Raw genomic sequence first — 14616 nt, 5'->3', positions numbered from 1 at the left:
ATGCGTATGCCGACCATTCTCAAAATTCTGCTGGGCAACAAGAAGGCTGCCTGTGGCCTCGCCATCGTGGTTGCCTTCGTACTGATGGCCCTCTTTGCCCCCATTCTGGCCAGCAACGAGCCGACCAAACGAGTGGCTCGCCCGCACCAGCCGCCCAGTGCCGAGTTCGTGATGGGTTCCACCCGCATGGGCCACGATATCTGGGCCCAGTTCACCAACGGCGCCCGTATCTCGCTGCTGGTGGGCTTCAGCGCCGGTCTGCTGGTCTGCACCCTGGCCGTCGCCATCGGCATCACTGCCGGTTACTTCGGCGGTCTGGTGGATGAGTGCCTCACCTTCCTGATGAACGTGGTGCTGGTGATCCCCAACCTCCCCTTGCTACTGGTGCTGGCGAGCTTTATCGGGGAGGCATCACCGGCGGTGATTGCCGTGATAATAGGGTTGACCTCGTGGGCCTATGGCGCGCGGGTCATCCGTGCCCAGACCCTGGCCCTGCGCGAGAAGGAGTTCGTCATCGCCGCCGAAGTGCTGGGGGAGCCGGCCTGGCGCATCATTCTGGTGGAGATCCTGCCCAACCTCATCTCCATCATCGGGGTGAGCTTTATCGGCTCCATCATCTACGCCATCGTCACCGAAGCGACCCTGGAGTTCCTGGGTCTCGGCGACCCGACCGTGGTGAGTTGGGGCATCATGCTTTACAACGCCCAGACCTCCAGCGCCATTCTGGTCGGCGCCTGGTGGGAGATCCTGGCGCCCTGCTTTGCCATCGCCACCCTGGGTGCGGGTCTGGCTCTGCTCAACTTCGCCATCGACGAGATCGCCAACCCGCAGCTGCGCTCACACAAAGGGTTGAGCCGCTGGAAGAAACTCGCGGCGCCGGTCACCACTTCGGTTGCCACAGCACAGGAGAAGACAGCATGAACAAGCATCCCCTGCTGTCAGTACGCAATCTTTGCGTTGACTACATCACCGAAAATGGCGACGTACGCGCCGTCAACTCGGTGAGCTTCGATATCAGACAGGGCGAGATCTTCGGCCTCGCCGGTGAGTCGGGCTGCGGCAAATCCACCGTCGCCTTCTCGGTGGCCCGGCTGCACAAGCCGCCCGCCTACATCAGCGGTGGCGAGATCCTGTTCAAGGGGGAGAACATCCTCCATTACAACGACGAGCGGCTGCGCTCCTATCGCTGGCAACAGGTGTCGGTAGTGTTCCAGTCCGCCATGAACGCCCTGAACCCTGTGCTGCGGATGGAGGAGCAGTTCTGCGACGTGCTGCTGGCCCACAACCCCGGCATGACCCGTTACGAGGCGATCAAGCGCGCCCAGGAGCTGCTCACCATCGTCGATATCCACCCGAGCCGGCTCAAGGATTACCCGCACCAGTTCTCCGGCGGCATGCGCCAGCGGCTGGTGATTGCCATCGCCATGGCGCTCAACCCCGAGCTGCTCATCATGGATGAGCCAACCACGGCGCTCGATGTGGTGGTACAGCGGGAGATCCTGCAGAAGGTCTATGCCCTGAAAGAGAAGTTCAACTTCTCCATTCTGTTCATCACCCACGACCTCTCCCTGATGGTGGAGTTCTGCGATCGTATCGGCATCATGTATGCCGGTGAACTGGTGGAGGTCGCCCCCTCCAAGGCGATCCTGACCGCGCCGCTGCACCCCTATACCAGAGGGCTCGGCAACTCCTTCCCGCCCCTGCACGGGCCGAAGAAGGTGCTGGAAGGGATCCCGGGCACCCCGCTCAACCTGCTGGAGGTGCCGGTCGGCTGCCGCTTTCAGGCCCGCTGCGGCAAGGTGCACGATCGCTGCCGTCAGGAGTACACCAGATTGGCCGAGATCCGCCCCGGGCAACAGACCGCCTGCCACCTCTATGAGGAGCAGGGACTGCAACAAGATTCCGTGATCTATCTGGACAAGGCCGCTGGCTGTTAAGGATGTCTGTCATGCAAATCGCCAAAACCGATGCACCCATCATCGAAGTCCAGCACCTCTACAAGGACTTCCCCATCAACTCCAATGCCATCAAGAGTGGCAAGATGCGGGCCCTCTCCGACATCACCTTCAACCTGCACCGGGGCCGCGCCCTGGCGGTGGTCGGGGAGTCGGGCTCCGGCAAGAGCACCATCGCCAAGATCATCGCCAAGATGTACAAGCTCAGTGCCGGGCGCATTCTCTATCGCGGCCACGATCTGGAGGAGTTCAACAAGGGCACCGCCCTGCTGGACTATCGCCAGAGCGTGCAGATGGTGTGGCAAGATCCGTTCGGTTCGCTCAACCCGACCCACACCATCTATCACCACATCGCCCGCCCCCTGCTGCTGCACAGCAAGGTGATCGACAAGAAAGAGCTGCCCGACATGGTCTACGCCCTGCTGGAGAAGGTCGGCCTGACTCCTGCCAAGGCAACGGCGGCCAAGTATCCGCACCAGCTCTCCGGCGGCCAGCGCCAGCGGGTCAACATCGCCCGCAATCTGGCAGTGGAGGCGGAGGTTGTGCTGGCGGACGAGCCGACTTCCATGCTCGACGTCTCCATTCGCATCGGCATCCTCAACCTGATGGAGCAGATGAAGAACGAGCTCGGCGTCTCCATGCTCTACATCACCCACGACATCGCCACCGCCCGCTATGTGGCGGAAGATCTGGCTGTCATGTATGTAGGGCACATGGTGGAGTGGGGTGAGGTGGACGAGATCCTGCACCACCCGCAGCACCCCTACACCCAGCTGCTCATCTCGGCGGTGCCCGATCCGGAGAAGAGCATCCACGCCGAGCTGGAAGGAGGCCGCAAGGGGGAGATCCCGCTCTGGACGCCGGAATCCTGCGGTTGCCCCTTTGCCGGGCGCTGCAATCAGGCAATGCCCCGCTGCAAGGAGGCGCTGCCCCCCATCACCAAGCTTGCCGACAACCACTTCGTGCGTTGCTACCTCTACGAGTGAGGGTGAGCCTTAGACCGGCCGGACAACCCTGTCCGGCCATGCCTCGATACGGGGCGGCCACAGCCCCGTGATGTGCCTCACCGCCCGGCGGTGAACCACAGGAGTAATACCTTGATGGAACTCTTGATCAATCAGGTGGGCTACGAGTGCGACGGCCACAAGGTCGCCCTGTTGCAAACCTCCCCCGCCCCTGATCTCGGCGGCTATGTCAGGCTGCAACGCCTCGATGATGGCCAGATCCTGTTTGAAACCCCGCTGCAACCGGCTGGCAGCGTCCCAGGCTGGCAAGGGCGCGCTTACTGGCGCGCCGACTTCTCCGCCTTCAAGGAGCCCGGCGACTATCGGCTGGAGGCGATCACTGCCCAAGGCATAGTCCGCTCCACCCGTTTTGCCATCGGCCAGGATCTGCTGGCCAGCCGCTGTCTCTCCGATGTCATTCACTACTTCAAGGGGCAGCGCGCCAGCGGCACCTTTGATCGGGCCGACCGCAGCGCCCGCCTGTTTGGCACCGACCAGCACAAAGATGTGCACGGCGGCTGGTTCGATGCCAGCGGCGACATGAGCAAGTACCTGAGCCACCTCTCCTACGCCAACTACCTCAACCCCCAGCAGACCCCCATGGTTGTGTGGGCCCTGCTCAAGTGCCGGGAACTGCTGGCCCCGCGCCGCGATATCGACGGGGTGAACCTCTGCAAGCGGCTCAATGACGAGGCGCTGCACGGCGCCGATTTCCTCTGCCGGATGCAGGATGAGTCGGGCTTCTTCTTCATGACCCTGTTCGACAAGTGGAGCAAGGATCCCGCCCAGCGCGAGCTGTGCGCCTATGCCACCCAGCAGGGGCTCAAGTCCGCCAACTGGCAGGCGGGTTTTCGCCAAGGGGGCGGCATGGCCATCGCCGCGCTGGCCCGCGCCGCCCGCGAGAGCGTCAGTGGCGACTTCGATGCCAGCCGCTACGCCGAGGCAGCCAAACGCGGCTACCTGCATCTGTGCGAACACAACCTTGCCTACCTCGATGACGGGGTCGAGAACATCATCGACGACTACTGCGCCCTGCTGGCGGCGGTAGAGCTGACCCGCACCTTCGGCGCCGAGTGGCTGAATGAGGCGAGAGCTCGTGCCAGCAAGCTCTGTGCCCGCCAGCGCTCCCATCCTGAGCTGGGTCACTACTGGTCGGCCAACGAGGATGGCTCGCGCCCCTACTACCACGCCGCTGAGGCGGGTCTGCCGGTACTGGCGCTGCTGGAATATCTGGGCGTAGAGCCGGATCAGGAATACAAGGCCAGGGTACAAACCGTGGTGGAGCAGGCGCTGGCCGCCGAGCTGGCGCTCTGTGCCCGCGCGGGCAACCCCTTCTCCCTCGCCCGCCAATATGTGAAAGGGGTGGATGAAGCGCCGCGCGTCAGCTTCTTTATGCCCCACAACAACGAATCCGGTTACTGGTGGCAGGGAGAGAATGCCCGCCTCGCCTCTCTGGCGGCCATGGCCTTTGCTGGCGCCCGCCACTTCCCCCGCCAGAGCCAGCCGCTAATCACTTACGGCCAGCGCCAACTCGACTGGATCCTCGGGCAGAACCCCTTCAACGCCTGCATGCTGGCGGGCCACGGCATCAACAACCCCGCCTACACCGCCGGGTATCCCAATGCGCAGGGGGGGATCTGCAACGGCATCACCGCCGGGTTCGATGACGAAAACGACGTGGCTTTTATTCCGGAGGAGTACAAGGATCGGCTGGATCAGAACTGGCGCTGGGGCGAGCAGTGGATCCCCCACGCGGCCTGGTTTGCCCTGGCCATCAGCTGGCAGAGTGCGCTGAGTGATCGACATGAGCAGGGAGGTCACCATGATTGAGTACTGGGTCGGGGTCGATGGCGGGGGCACCCACACCCGCGCCCGCATTCGGGATCGGGCGGGCAAGCTGCTCGGAGAGGGGAGCGCGGCAGGCTCCAATCTGGAGCTGGGCATCCCCCATGCCCACGCCAATGTGCTGGCCGCCATCGCCAGTGCCCGCCTTGCCGCCGGGATCGCTATCGAGAGCGAACAGCAGATGGGGGTCGGGCTGGCGCTCGCCTCCGCCGAGCTGGCCGACTGCTATCACGCCCTGCTCGAGATGCCCTTCCCCTTTGCCAGCGTCAGGCTCACCTCCGATGCCTTCGGTGCCTGCCTCGGCGCCTTTGGCGGCCGTGAGGGGGCCATTCTGATCGCCGGTACCGGCTCGGTGGGGCTGGTCTATCAGGAGGGACAGATCCGCACCTGCTCCGGCCGCGGCTTCCCCATTTCAGACATAGGCAGCGGCGCCTGGCTGGGGCTGCGCGCCATCCAGCAATCCCTGCTCTGCCACGACGGCATTCTGCCCCCCAGCACCCTCGCCATCCGCTTGATGGATCGCTTCAAGCGGGATCAGGCCGAGGTGGTACGCTGGGCCGCCCGCGCCATTCCGGCGGACTATGGCCACTTTGCCCCCTGGGTATTCGATGCAGCCAGCGATGGCGACGAGCTCGCCAATCAGCTGCTGGACGAAACCTGCGAACAACTGCGGATCCTGCTGGAGGGAATGACCCAGCTCGGTGCCAGACAGATCGCCCTGCTTGGGGGGATTGGCACCCGCCTCGCTCCCCGTCTCGGCCAGTTCAACCTGATCCCCCCCCAGGCAGATGCGCTCGATGGCGCCATCCTGTTTGCCCAATCAGAGGATTTTCCATGTCTACACCCCTGATCCACACCCAGGTAGCCCGACGTGACGGCGAGGATGTCTGGTTCACCTTCACCCTCTCCCGCATGCCTGATACCAAGTGGAAGCTGCACTTCTGTCTGGCTCGCCATATCGACCCCGACTCCTTGCAAGGGGGCGAGCTGGAGCGCCAGAGCGGCAGCTACAAGGTGATTGTCCCAAAAACTGGCAGCTGCGAGCTGCGCTTTTGCTGCCGCCAGACCCCCATAAAGAAGCTCTCCGACATGCCGCAGGGCTTCTTTCTCAGCCTGCCGGAGGCGACCACAGGTGCCCAACTGCTGCCGGTGACGCTGGCGGCTCAGGATCTCGGACTGGAGAACCCGCCGGTAGCCCGCCCAGATCTGCCGGATGTCGAGTCCCTGCCCGGTATCGTGCCGCAACCGGCCCATCTGGTACTGCTGGAGGGGAACTTCCGGCTGGCCGAGCGGGCTCATGTCAGCGCTCCCCGCGATGTACCGAAATTGCTGGCCCACTTTAACGAGCTGACGTCGCTGGCGCTGGAGCAGGATCACGACGCTGAAATCCGGCTGACCGAGGCCAAACTGGCCCCCGAAGCCTACCAACTCACCATCACGCCGCAGGAGGTGGTGATTGCCGCCACCGACGAAACGGGCTGGCGTCATGGGCTGGTGACTCTGGCCCAGTGGTATCTGCAACATGGGGAGAGCCTGCCCTGCGTCACGCTGGAGGATGCCCCGCGCTTTGGCTTTCGCGGCATTTTTCTCGATTGCGCCCGCCACTTCCACACTCCGGCCACCATCAAGCGTCTGCTCAAGCTGATGAGCCTCTACAAGTTCAACCGCTTCCACTGGCATCTGACCGATGACGAGGGGTGGCGACTCGAGATCAAGGCCTTCCCGGCATTGACCGACGTGGGTGCCTGGCGCGGCCACGATCTGGCGATCGGCCCCCAGCTCAGCGGCGGTGCCGAACCCTATGGCGGCTACTACACCCAGAGCGAGGTGAAGGAGCTGGTGAGCTATGCCAGTGAGCTCGGCATCACCGTCATTCCCGAGATCGACATTCCGGGCCACTGCCATGCCGCCATCAAGGCGCTGCCCGAGTTGCTAATCGAAACGGCGGATCACTCCCGCTACCGCTCGGTTCAGCATTTCGATGACAACGTGCTCAACCCCGCCCAGCCCGGCACCTACCGCTTCCTGGAGGCCGTGCTGGACGAGGTGTGCGAGCTCTTCCCCGGCCCGCAGATCCACATGGGGGGTGACGAGGTGCCGACCGGGGTCTGGACCGACAGCCCCGCCTGCCAGCAGCTGATGGTCGAGCAGGGCTACGCCGACTGCCGCGAGCTGCAGGGCCATCTGCTGCGGCACTGTCAGCGCTATCTGGCCGCCAGAGGCAAACAGATGATCGGCTGGGAGGAGATCCTGCATGGCGACAAGGTGAGCCGCAAAGCGGCCATCTGTGCCTGGACAAGCTTTCAGGCGGGGCTGGACGCAGCCGCAGCCGGTTATCCTGTGGTGATGGCGCCCGCCCAGTTCCTCTATCTGGATCTGGCCTGGAGCGCCGATATTCATGAACCCGGCCTCTACTGGGCGGGGACCCTCAATCTGGAGCAGATCTACGCGTGTGACCCTGCCCCAGCCGATTTCCATGCCAACGATAACATCCTCGGGGTGCTGAGCCCCTTGTGGTCAGAATTGATCACCAGTCGTGATCGTCTCGACTACATGTTGTTCCCGCGTATGCTGGCCACGGCCGAGGTGGCCTGGAGCGATCCCGCCCACAAGGGCTGGGAGCACTTCGCCGCCCGCCTGCCGGGTCAGCTGCAGATCCTCGATCAGTTGCAGGTGCGCTACCGGATGCCACAGAGGTAATGTTGTCTCTACTTTGGCGGCCAATCGGCCGCCTTTTTTACGATTAGCCAACAAAACATCAACTTCCCCCTACCATTCATCCGCCATTATTGGCAAAATCCAGCCCCCAATGAAGCTGGTCTGCCTCCTGCTGGCGCGAGCCTGCGGCCACCTCCAGATCTGCCACAATAACAACGACAACATTATCAACAAGAACATCGGAGCGTATTCCTATGACCCGCAGAGACGTCCATACCCTGGACAGCGAAGTGGAGTTTCCTGCCGACGTACAACTGGTCTCCACCACAGACCTGCGCGGGGTGATCACCTACGCCAATCCGGCCTTTTGCACCATCGCCGGCTATAGCGCCGACGAGCTGGTTGGCCACAATCACAACCTGGTGCGCCATCCCGACATGCCCAAGGCCGCCTTCGCCGATCTCTGGGCCCGCCTCAAGGAGGGGAAACCCTGGCGCGGCATCGTCAAAAATCGCTGCAAGGATGGTCGTTACTACTGGGTAGATGCCTACGTCACCCCCATCTACGAGGGGAACAGGATCAGCGGCTATCAATCGGTGCGCTGCAAGCCTGATCCCGAGCTGAAACGGGTGGCAACCCAAACTTACCAGGCCTTGCTCAGGATAGAGCAGGGAACCCGACCTTCGAGCCTCTCTCTTGCCCGCATCAAACAGCCCCTGTTCGCACTGTTGTTGCTTGCAAGCCTCGGATGGGCACTGTTGACCCAGGGGATAACCACGACACTGTTGATGCTATTGCCACTGTTGCTGGTGGCCTGCTGCTACGGGCCCGATCTGTTCTCGTTGCGCAACTTTCTAAGACAACTGATGCTCGACTACGACAGCCTGACCAGGCTGGTCTACTCCGGTGACAGCCCCGGCGCCATCGCCGATTTTCATATCAAGATGCTGCAAGCCCGCATCCGCACAGTGCTGGGCCGGATCAACGATGCCACCGATCCCCTACAAGCCCTGGCCGTCAATCTGAAGCAAGCCTCCCATCAGGCCTATCATGACATCACGGAACAGGATGCCCAGACCCGGCAAATGGCGACAGCCATGACCCAGATGGCCAGCACAGCCCACGAAATTGCTCGCAACATTCTGGACTCCAACAGCCAGGTGAGCGAGGCGCGCAGCCGCTGCCAGCAGACAGATCGGCAGTTGTCCCGCACCGAACAGCATATCGAGCAACTTGCCAGACAGGCAGAACTGGCCTTTAACTCGGCGGTGGAGCTCACCAGCGAGTCGGAGCGGATCGGCAGTGTGACGGGGGAGATCCAGGGTATCGCCGATCAAACCAACCTGCTGGCCCTCAACGCCGCCATTGAGGCGGCCCGGGCCGGTGAGCAGGGACGCGGCTTTGCGGTGGTGGCGGACGAAGTGCGAACCCTCTCCACCCGCACCCAGAAGGCAACCGAGCAGATCCAGGGCAGCATACAGCAGCTCCAGCAGACGCTGGGGCGCTGGCGCGGCATGATGCAGGAGAATCTGCAACAGACACGCGAGTGCGCTCAGATGACCCGGGAGGGATCGGCCAACCTCCATACCGTACTGGAGGAGATCGAGCTGGTGACTGCATTTTCTACCCAGATCGCCACCGCCGCCGAACAACAACAGACAGTGGTGGAGGAGATCAATCGCAACATTAGCCAGATCTCGGACTACTCCCGCGCCAACAGCGCCAAGATGCAGAAGGTTGATGACTCAAGCCGCGAACTGCTGGAGCGAGCCCAACAGCTAAAGGGGTTGAGTCAGACCTTCGGTTGAAGCAGGGTTGCCGGCCATGCCGAAGAAGCGCCACAATGGCGCTTCAATTTTTATACCGGAGCCATCACCATGCCAGCCTCCCTCTCGCCAGCTCTCGACAAGGGAGCGCGCATCGAGGCGATCATCGCCCTCATCCCTGCCGGCAAGGTGGCCAGTTACGGTCAGGTGGCCGATCTGGCTGGGCTGCCCGGACGGGCAAGACTGGTAGGCAAGGTGCTGCGGGAAACCGACAAGGTACTGCCGTGGCATCGGGTGCTGGGCGCAGCAGGCACTATCTCCTTACCAAAAGGGTCGGCTGGCTTCGACAGACAGGCGGGATTGCTGCAGGAAGAGGGCGTGCCCGTGATTGGTGGGCGGGTCAGAATGAAGGAGTGGCAATGGCAGCCCGACCTGGCCGAGCTGCTTTTTCTACTGCCGTTTTGAGGGGGGCACTGCCAGATCACTCCAGCGGTGCCAGGATCTCCTCACTGCGCACCTGCACCGGTATAGTCTCGTCCTCGCGCTGCAGCAGCACAAGCAGGCTCTGTCGGTCCACCTCCAGCACATAGGCAGCCCCTTCCCGGGTCATGCAGCTCATGCCCGGCCGGATCTCGTTAATCTCCATCTCAACCTCCTTGTCTACTTCGCGATTGACGACAGCTGCACTCCTTGCAGCTGTCTCAGTATACCCTTATCCATAAGCAAAGAGGCCCCTGGTCGGGGCCTCTTTGTCATCAGGCTTTCTTCGCCTTCGGCAAACTCTCTTGCCAGGTACCGTTGTCGTAGTGAGCGGTCCAACCGGTCGCCTTGCCGTTGACCTCGCTCATCACGTACTGCTCCTTGGTCTTTCGACTGAAGCGCACGATGGCGGGGTTGCCGTCCGGATCGGTGAGCGGGGCTCCCGCCAGATACTTGTGCTTGGCGGAGATGCGATCCTTGAAGCGCTTGAGCTCTTCCACCAGCGGCGCGCGAGTCTCGCGGGATTTGGGGAAGTTGCTGGCTGCCAGGAACAGACCGGCAGCACCGTCACGCAGCACGAAGTGAGCATCGGACTGGGTGCACTTGAGCTCCGGCAACGGTACCGGATCTTCTTTCGGCGGCGCGATGTCGCCGTTTTTCAGGATCTTGCGGGTGTTCTTGCAAGTCTCGTTGGTGCAGCCCATGTACTTGCCGAAACGACCGTTCTTGAGCTGCATCTCGCTGCCGCAGCGGTCGCACTCGATACTCGGCCCTTCGTAGCCCTTGAGCTTGAACTGGCCCTTCTCGATTTCGTAGCCATCGCAGTCCGGGTTGCGACCACAGACGTGCAGCTTGCGGCTGTCATCGATGATGTAGGCATCCATCGCTGTGCCACAGACACCGCAACGGTGCTTGGCACGCAGCGCCTCGGTTTCCGCCTCTTCGCCGTCAGTGGCGGAGACAAACTCATCGGCAGAGACCAGGTTGATGGTCTTCTTGCAGCGCTCTTTCGGCGGCAGTGCATAGCCGGAGCAGCCGAGGAAGACGCCGGTGGTGGCGGTACGAATACCCATCTTGCGGCCACAATCCGGGCAGTCGATGTCGGTCATCACCATCTGGTTGGCACGCATGCCGCCCTCTTCGGGCGCCTTGTCGGCCTTCTCCAGCTCCTGGGTAAACTCGGCGTAGAAGCTGTCCAGCACCTTCTTCCACTCCAGGCTCCCTTCAGCGATGCCATCGAGCTTGTCTTCCATCTTGGCGGTGAACTCGTAGTTCATCAGCTCGACGAAGTTCTCCACCAGACGATCGGTGACGATCTCACCCATCTTCTCGGCGAAGAAACGGCGGCTCTCGACCCGCACATAACCACGATCAACGATGGTGGAGATGATGGAGGCGTAGGTAGAGGGACGGCCGATGCCGCGTTTTTCCAGCTCGCGCACCAGCGCAGCTTCGGTAAAACGGGCAGGCGGCTTGGTAAAGTGCTGGCGCGGATCCAGCTTGACCAGTTTCAGCACCTCGCCCACGGTGACCGCAGGCAGCTGGCTATCTTCACCCTTGCGACCCATCGGCGGCAGCGCCTTGGTCCAACCGGCGAAGCGCAGGGTACGACCACGGGCCTTGAGCTCGAACTCACCCGCCTTGACGGTCAGGGTGGAAGAGTCGTACTGAGCGGGGGTCATCTGGCAGGCAACGAACTGACGCCAGATGAGATCGTACAGACGCATGGCATCCGGCTCCATCCCTTCCAGCATCTCGGCAGTCACCTGTACGTTGGAGGGACGGATCGCTTCGTGCGCTTCCTGGGCATTGGCCTTGGCGCCATACAGATTCGGCTCGGCTGGCAGATAGGCCGCGCCATACTGCTCGCCGATATATTCACGCACCGCTTCAACCGCCTCTTTGCTGAGGTTGGTGGAGTCGGTACGCATATAGGTGATGTAACCCGCTTCATAGAGACGCTGGGCCATCATCATGGTCTTCTTGACCCCGAAGCTCAGACGGGTAGAGGCCGCCTGCTGCAGGGTGGAGGTGATAAACGGCGCGGATGGCTTGGAGCCGGTCGGCTTGTCTTCCCGGTTAACGACCTTGTAGTCGACCCCTTCCAGGGCTGCGACAGCGGCGAAGGTCTCGGCCTGGGTCACCGGCTTGAAGTCGGCACCGTTGCGGCTGACCACTTCCATCCGCAGATCGCTCTTGTCTGCGGTCAGCAGGTCGGCATTGAGATCCCAGAACTCAACCGGAACAAACGCCTTGATTTCGCGCTCTTTATCGACGATGAGACGCACCGCAACGGACTGTACCCGACCGGCAGAGAGGCCACGAGCCAGCTTTTTCCACAGCAGCGGGGAGACCATGTAACCCACCACGCGGTCGAGGAAACGACGAGCCTGCTGGGCATTAACGCGGTCAATATTGAGTTCGGACGGCTGGGCAAACGCCTCCTTGATGGCGCTCTTGGTGATCTCGTTGAACACCACGCGCTTGTAGCGGCTGTCGTCGCCACCGATGATCTCGCGCAGGTGCCAGGCGATCGCTTCTCCTTCTCTATCCAAGTCGGTTGCGAGATAGATGGTGTCGGCTTTCTCGGCCAGACTTTGCAACTCGCTGACCACCTTCTCCTTGCCGGGCAAAATCTGGTAGTTAGCCTGCCAGCCAGCGGTCGGATTGATACCCATCCGGGCAAACAGGGCCTTGCGATCCTTGGCAGCCTTCTCGGATTCGCTCAACTTGATGCCGCGAATGACAGGTTTCTTGGGCTCGGTGCTGGCGCTGCCGCTGGTGGGCAGATCGCGAACATGACCCACGCTGGATTTCACCACGTAGTCCTTGCCCAGATATTTGTTGATCGTCTTGGCCTTGGCCGGAGACTCCACTATGACCAGTGATTTGCCCATGCTGTAACTATTATCCTCATTGCACCCGACGGGGTTGGTGTGCGGTTTTGTGGGGCTGTATAAGAGATTTGGCGCGAAAAAGCAATCTTGTGAGCAAATTTGCCTGACCAGCCCGAACCACACGGCTTCTTTTATTGCTTCTTTATTTATTAATGCGAAGGCAACAGGCCGGACGCAACCGCTTTTTCAATTTTCTGCCATACCGCCCCTCTTTTTATATCTGAAACGACATAAAAACGTCTGCTGGTTACCGGCTTGTTACAAAAACATAAAATCTCTTTATAATGGCCCAACCCCGACGCATTGCGCGCGGAAGGAACCGCTACCCATCATAAAAATCGAAAGGATGTACTCAATGAAGCACTTCGAGGTCAATTTCGACGGTCTGGTCGGCCCGACTCATAACTATGCTGGCCTCTCCTACGGCAACGTTGCCTCCCAGAGCAATGCCCAGGAGGCTTCCAATCCGAAAGAGGCCGCCAAACAGGGGCTGCGCAAGATGAAGGCGCTGACCGAGCTTGGCATGACCCAGGGGGTACTGGCGCCACAAGAGCGTCCCGATCTCGCCACCCTGCGCCGCCTAGGCTTCACCGGCAACGATGCCCGGGTGCTGGAGCAGGCCGCCAAACAGGCTCCCGCCGTACTGGCTGCCTGCTATTCGGCTTCCAGCATGTGGACTGCCAACGCCGCCACCGTCTCCCCCAGTGCCGATACCCAGGATGGCCGCATTCACTTCACCCCCGCCAACCTGACCAACAAGTTTCACCGCTCCCTGGAGCCCGACGTCACAGGTCGCATCCTGCGAGCCGTGTTCAACAATGATCGCCACTTCAGCCACCACCTCCATCTGCCGGAGAATGACCACTTCGGCGACGAGGGGGCGGCCAACCACACCCGCCTCTGCCGTGCCTATGGCGAGGCGGGGGTCGAGCTGTTTGTCTATGGCCGCAGCGCTTTTGACTACTCCCGCCCGGCGCCGAAGCGCTATCCGGCCCGCCAGACTCTGGAGGCAAGCCAGGCCATCGCCCGCCTGCATGGCCTTGGCGAGGAGAGCGTGGTGTTTATTCAGCAAAACCCAGAGGTGATCGATCAGGGGGTATTCCACAACGACGTGATCGCGGTGGGTAACCAGAACGTGCTCTTCTTCCACCAGCAAGCGTTCCTCAACACCGAAGCGGTGCTGACTGAAATCCGCGGCAAGTTTGGCGAGGGGGATTTGCACTTTATCGAAGTGCCAACTGCCGAGGTATCCGTGCTGGATGCGGTGAAATCCTACCTGTTCAACACCCAGATCCTCACCCTGCCGAGCGGTGAGATGGCCATCATCGCCCCCACCGAGTGCCGCGACAATCCGGCGGTGTCGGCCTATCTTGGCAAGCTGCTGACGCAGGAGACCCCGATCAAGGCGGTCCACTATATGGATGTGAAACAGAGCATGCGCAATGGCGGCGGCCCGGCCTGCCTGCGACTGCGGGTTGCCATGAACGATCAGGAACTCGCTGCGGTCAATCCGGCCTGCCTTATCAACGACAGCCAGTTTGCCCGCCTCGATGGCTGGGTCGATCGCCACTACCGCGACCGCCTGACCCTCGACGATCTGAGGGATCCGGCACTGGTGCAGGAGTCCCGCAGCGCACTGGACGAGCTGACCCAGATCCTGAAACTGGGTTCGGTCTACCCGTTCCAGCGCTAGATGTAATGCCCGGGAAGACCGCCGACGCTGGCGGTCTTCTGCTATTTCCCTTCTCTTCAGCGCGATCGCCAACTTGCACGGATGCTGTTTTGTGCAGAAAAGCAGCGCACAACTTGCTGATAAGCTTGAATTTTGAGCTGGATGTATCAAAAAATCGACGAACAGTCATTTTTTACTGCCAGATGCCTCATCAAGGGGTTCACAAAGCCTCTGGATCTGATAGTATGCGCCTCGCACTTGGGGAGGGGTTCCCGAGCGGCCAAAGGGATCAGACTGTAAATCTGACGGCTCTGCCTTCGAAGGTTCGAATCCTTCTCC

The 14616-nt window shown here is 61.6% G+C and carries 11 protein-coding genes; 9 read left to right on the top strand and 2 right to left on the bottom strand.

The window, feature by feature from the left end; translation table 11 throughout:
- The 8 genes from G5195_RS10850 (at position 1) to G5195_RS10815 (ending at position 9693) form a co-directional block, all read left to right on the top strand.
- Positions 1-921, top strand: coding sequence for an ABC transporter permease (locus G5195_RS10850; protein WP_421236124.1), 921 nt, complete (start codon positions 1-3; stop codon positions 919-921).
- Entirely contained in the window at positions 918-1937 is a 1020-nt protein-coding gene (locus G5195_RS10845) for an ABC transporter ATP-binding protein (RefSeq protein ID WP_005334876.1), read from the top strand. The genes G5195_RS10850 and G5195_RS10845 overlap by 4 nt, the downstream gene beginning before the upstream one ends.
- 11 nt (positions 1938-1948) lie before the next feature.
- Positions 1949-2941 carry an ABC transporter ATP-binding protein gene (locus tag G5195_RS10840; RefSeq protein ID WP_005353824.1) on the top strand — a complete coding sequence of 331 codons (993 nt, stop codon included), beginning with the start codon at positions 1949-1951 and terminating at the stop codon, positions 2939-2941.
- Positions 2942-3055: 114 nt separating this feature from the next.
- Positions 3056-4789, top strand: coding sequence for a glycoside hydrolase family 9 protein (locus tag G5195_RS10835; protein WP_421221334.1), 1734 nt, complete (start codon positions 3056-3058; stop codon positions 4787-4789).
- Positions 4782-5654 (top strand): BadF/BadG/BcrA/BcrD ATPase family protein, encoded by an 873-nt coding sequence (locus G5195_RS10830; RefSeq protein ID WP_421236123.1) that lies wholly within the window; start codon positions 4782-4784, stop codon positions 5652-5654. The genes G5195_RS10835 and G5195_RS10830 overlap by 8 nt, the downstream gene beginning before the upstream one ends.
- The gene (locus G5195_RS10825) at positions 5639-7504 is read left to right on the top strand and encodes a beta-N-acetylhexosaminidase (RefSeq protein WP_421236122.1); all 1866 of its coding nucleotides are present in this window, start codon (positions 5639-5641) and stop codon (positions 7502-7504) included. Before G5195_RS10830 ends, G5195_RS10825 begins: the two co-directional genes overlap by 16 nt.
- A 212-nt stretch (positions 7505-7716) precedes the next feature.
- Complete coding sequence (locus G5195_RS10820) at positions 7717-9270, top strand: methyl-accepting chemotaxis protein (RefSeq protein ID WP_421221331.1); 1554 nt, start codon at positions 7717-7719, stop codon at positions 9268-9270.
- Positions 9271-9339: 69 nt separating this feature from the next.
- The gene (locus tag G5195_RS10815) at positions 9340-9693 is read left to right on the top strand and encodes an MGMT family protein (protein WP_421221330.1); all 354 of its coding nucleotides are present in this window, start codon (positions 9340-9342) and stop codon (positions 9691-9693) included.
- A gap of 16 nt (positions 9694-9709) precedes the next feature.
- Here the strand turns inward: G5195_RS10815 and G5195_RS10810 are convergent, their stop codons facing one another.
- Positions 9710-9874 (bottom strand): hypothetical protein, encoded by a 165-nt coding sequence (locus G5195_RS10810; protein ID WP_162851498.1) that lies wholly within the window; start codon positions 9872-9874, stop codon positions 9710-9712.
- A 109-nt stretch (positions 9875-9983) separates the two neighbouring features.
- Positions 9984-12605 carry a type I DNA topoisomerase gene (gene topA / locus G5195_RS10805; protein ID WP_411240002.1) on the bottom strand — a complete coding sequence of 874 codons (2622 nt, stop codon included), beginning with the start codon at positions 12603-12605 and terminating at the stop codon, positions 9984-9986.
- 355 nt (positions 12606-12960) lie between these two features.
- Between topA and astB the strand changes: the two genes are divergently transcribed.
- Positions 12961-14298: an N-succinylarginine dihydrolase gene (gene astB, locus G5195_RS10800; protein ID WP_255912154.1), complete on the top strand. Its 1338-nt coding sequence runs from the start codon at positions 12961-12963 to the stop codon at positions 14296-14298.
- Positions 14299-14616: the final 318 nt, after the last annotated feature.

The sequence above is a fragment of the Aeromonas sp. 601039 genome, from assembly GCF_049174415.1.
Lineage (GTDB): Bacteria > Pseudomonadota > Gammaproteobacteria > Enterobacterales > Aeromonadaceae > Aeromonas > Aeromonas veronii_A.
The sequence above is the reverse complement of the archived record's forward strand: the minus strand, read 5'-3'. Positions and strand labels throughout refer to the sequence as shown.

Coding starts and splice junctions, on each gene's coding strand:
- G5195_RS10850 (WP_421236124.1), top strand. CDS start 1: ATGCGTATGCCGACCATTCTCAAAATTCTGCTGGGCAACAAGAAGGCT.
- G5195_RS10845 (WP_005334876.1), top strand. CDS start 918: ATGAACAAGCATCCCCTGCTGTCAGTACGCAATCTTTGCGTTGACTAC.
- G5195_RS10840 (WP_005353824.1), top strand. CDS start 1,949: ATGCAAATCGCCAAAACCGATGCACCCATCATCGAAGTCCAGCACCTC.
- G5195_RS10835 (WP_421221334.1), top strand. CDS start 3,056: ATGGAACTCTTGATCAATCAGGTGGGCTACGAGTGCGACGGCCACAAG.
- G5195_RS10830 (WP_421236123.1), top strand. CDS start 4,782: ATGATTGAGTACTGGGTCGGGGTCGATGGCGGGGGCACCCACACCCGC.
- G5195_RS10825 (WP_421236122.1), top strand. CDS start 5,639: ATGTCTACACCCCTGATCCACACCCAGGTAGCCCGACGTGACGGCGAG.
- G5195_RS10820 (WP_421221331.1), top strand. CDS start 7,717: ATGACCCGCAGAGACGTCCATACCCTGGACAGCGAAGTGGAGTTTCCT.
- G5195_RS10815 (WP_421221330.1), top strand. CDS start 9,340: ATGCCAGCCTCCCTCTCGCCAGCTCTCGACAAGGGAGCGCGCATCGAG.
- G5195_RS10810 (WP_162851498.1), bottom strand. CDS start 9,874: ATGGAGATTAACGAGATCCGGCCGGGCATGAGCTGCATGACCCGGGAA.
- topA (WP_411240002.1), bottom strand. CDS start 12,605: ATGGGCAAATCACTGGTCATAGTGGAGTCTCCGGCCAAGGCCAAGACG.
- astB (WP_255912154.1), top strand. CDS start 12,961: ATGAAGCACTTCGAGGTCAATTTCGACGGTCTGGTCGGCCCGACTCAT.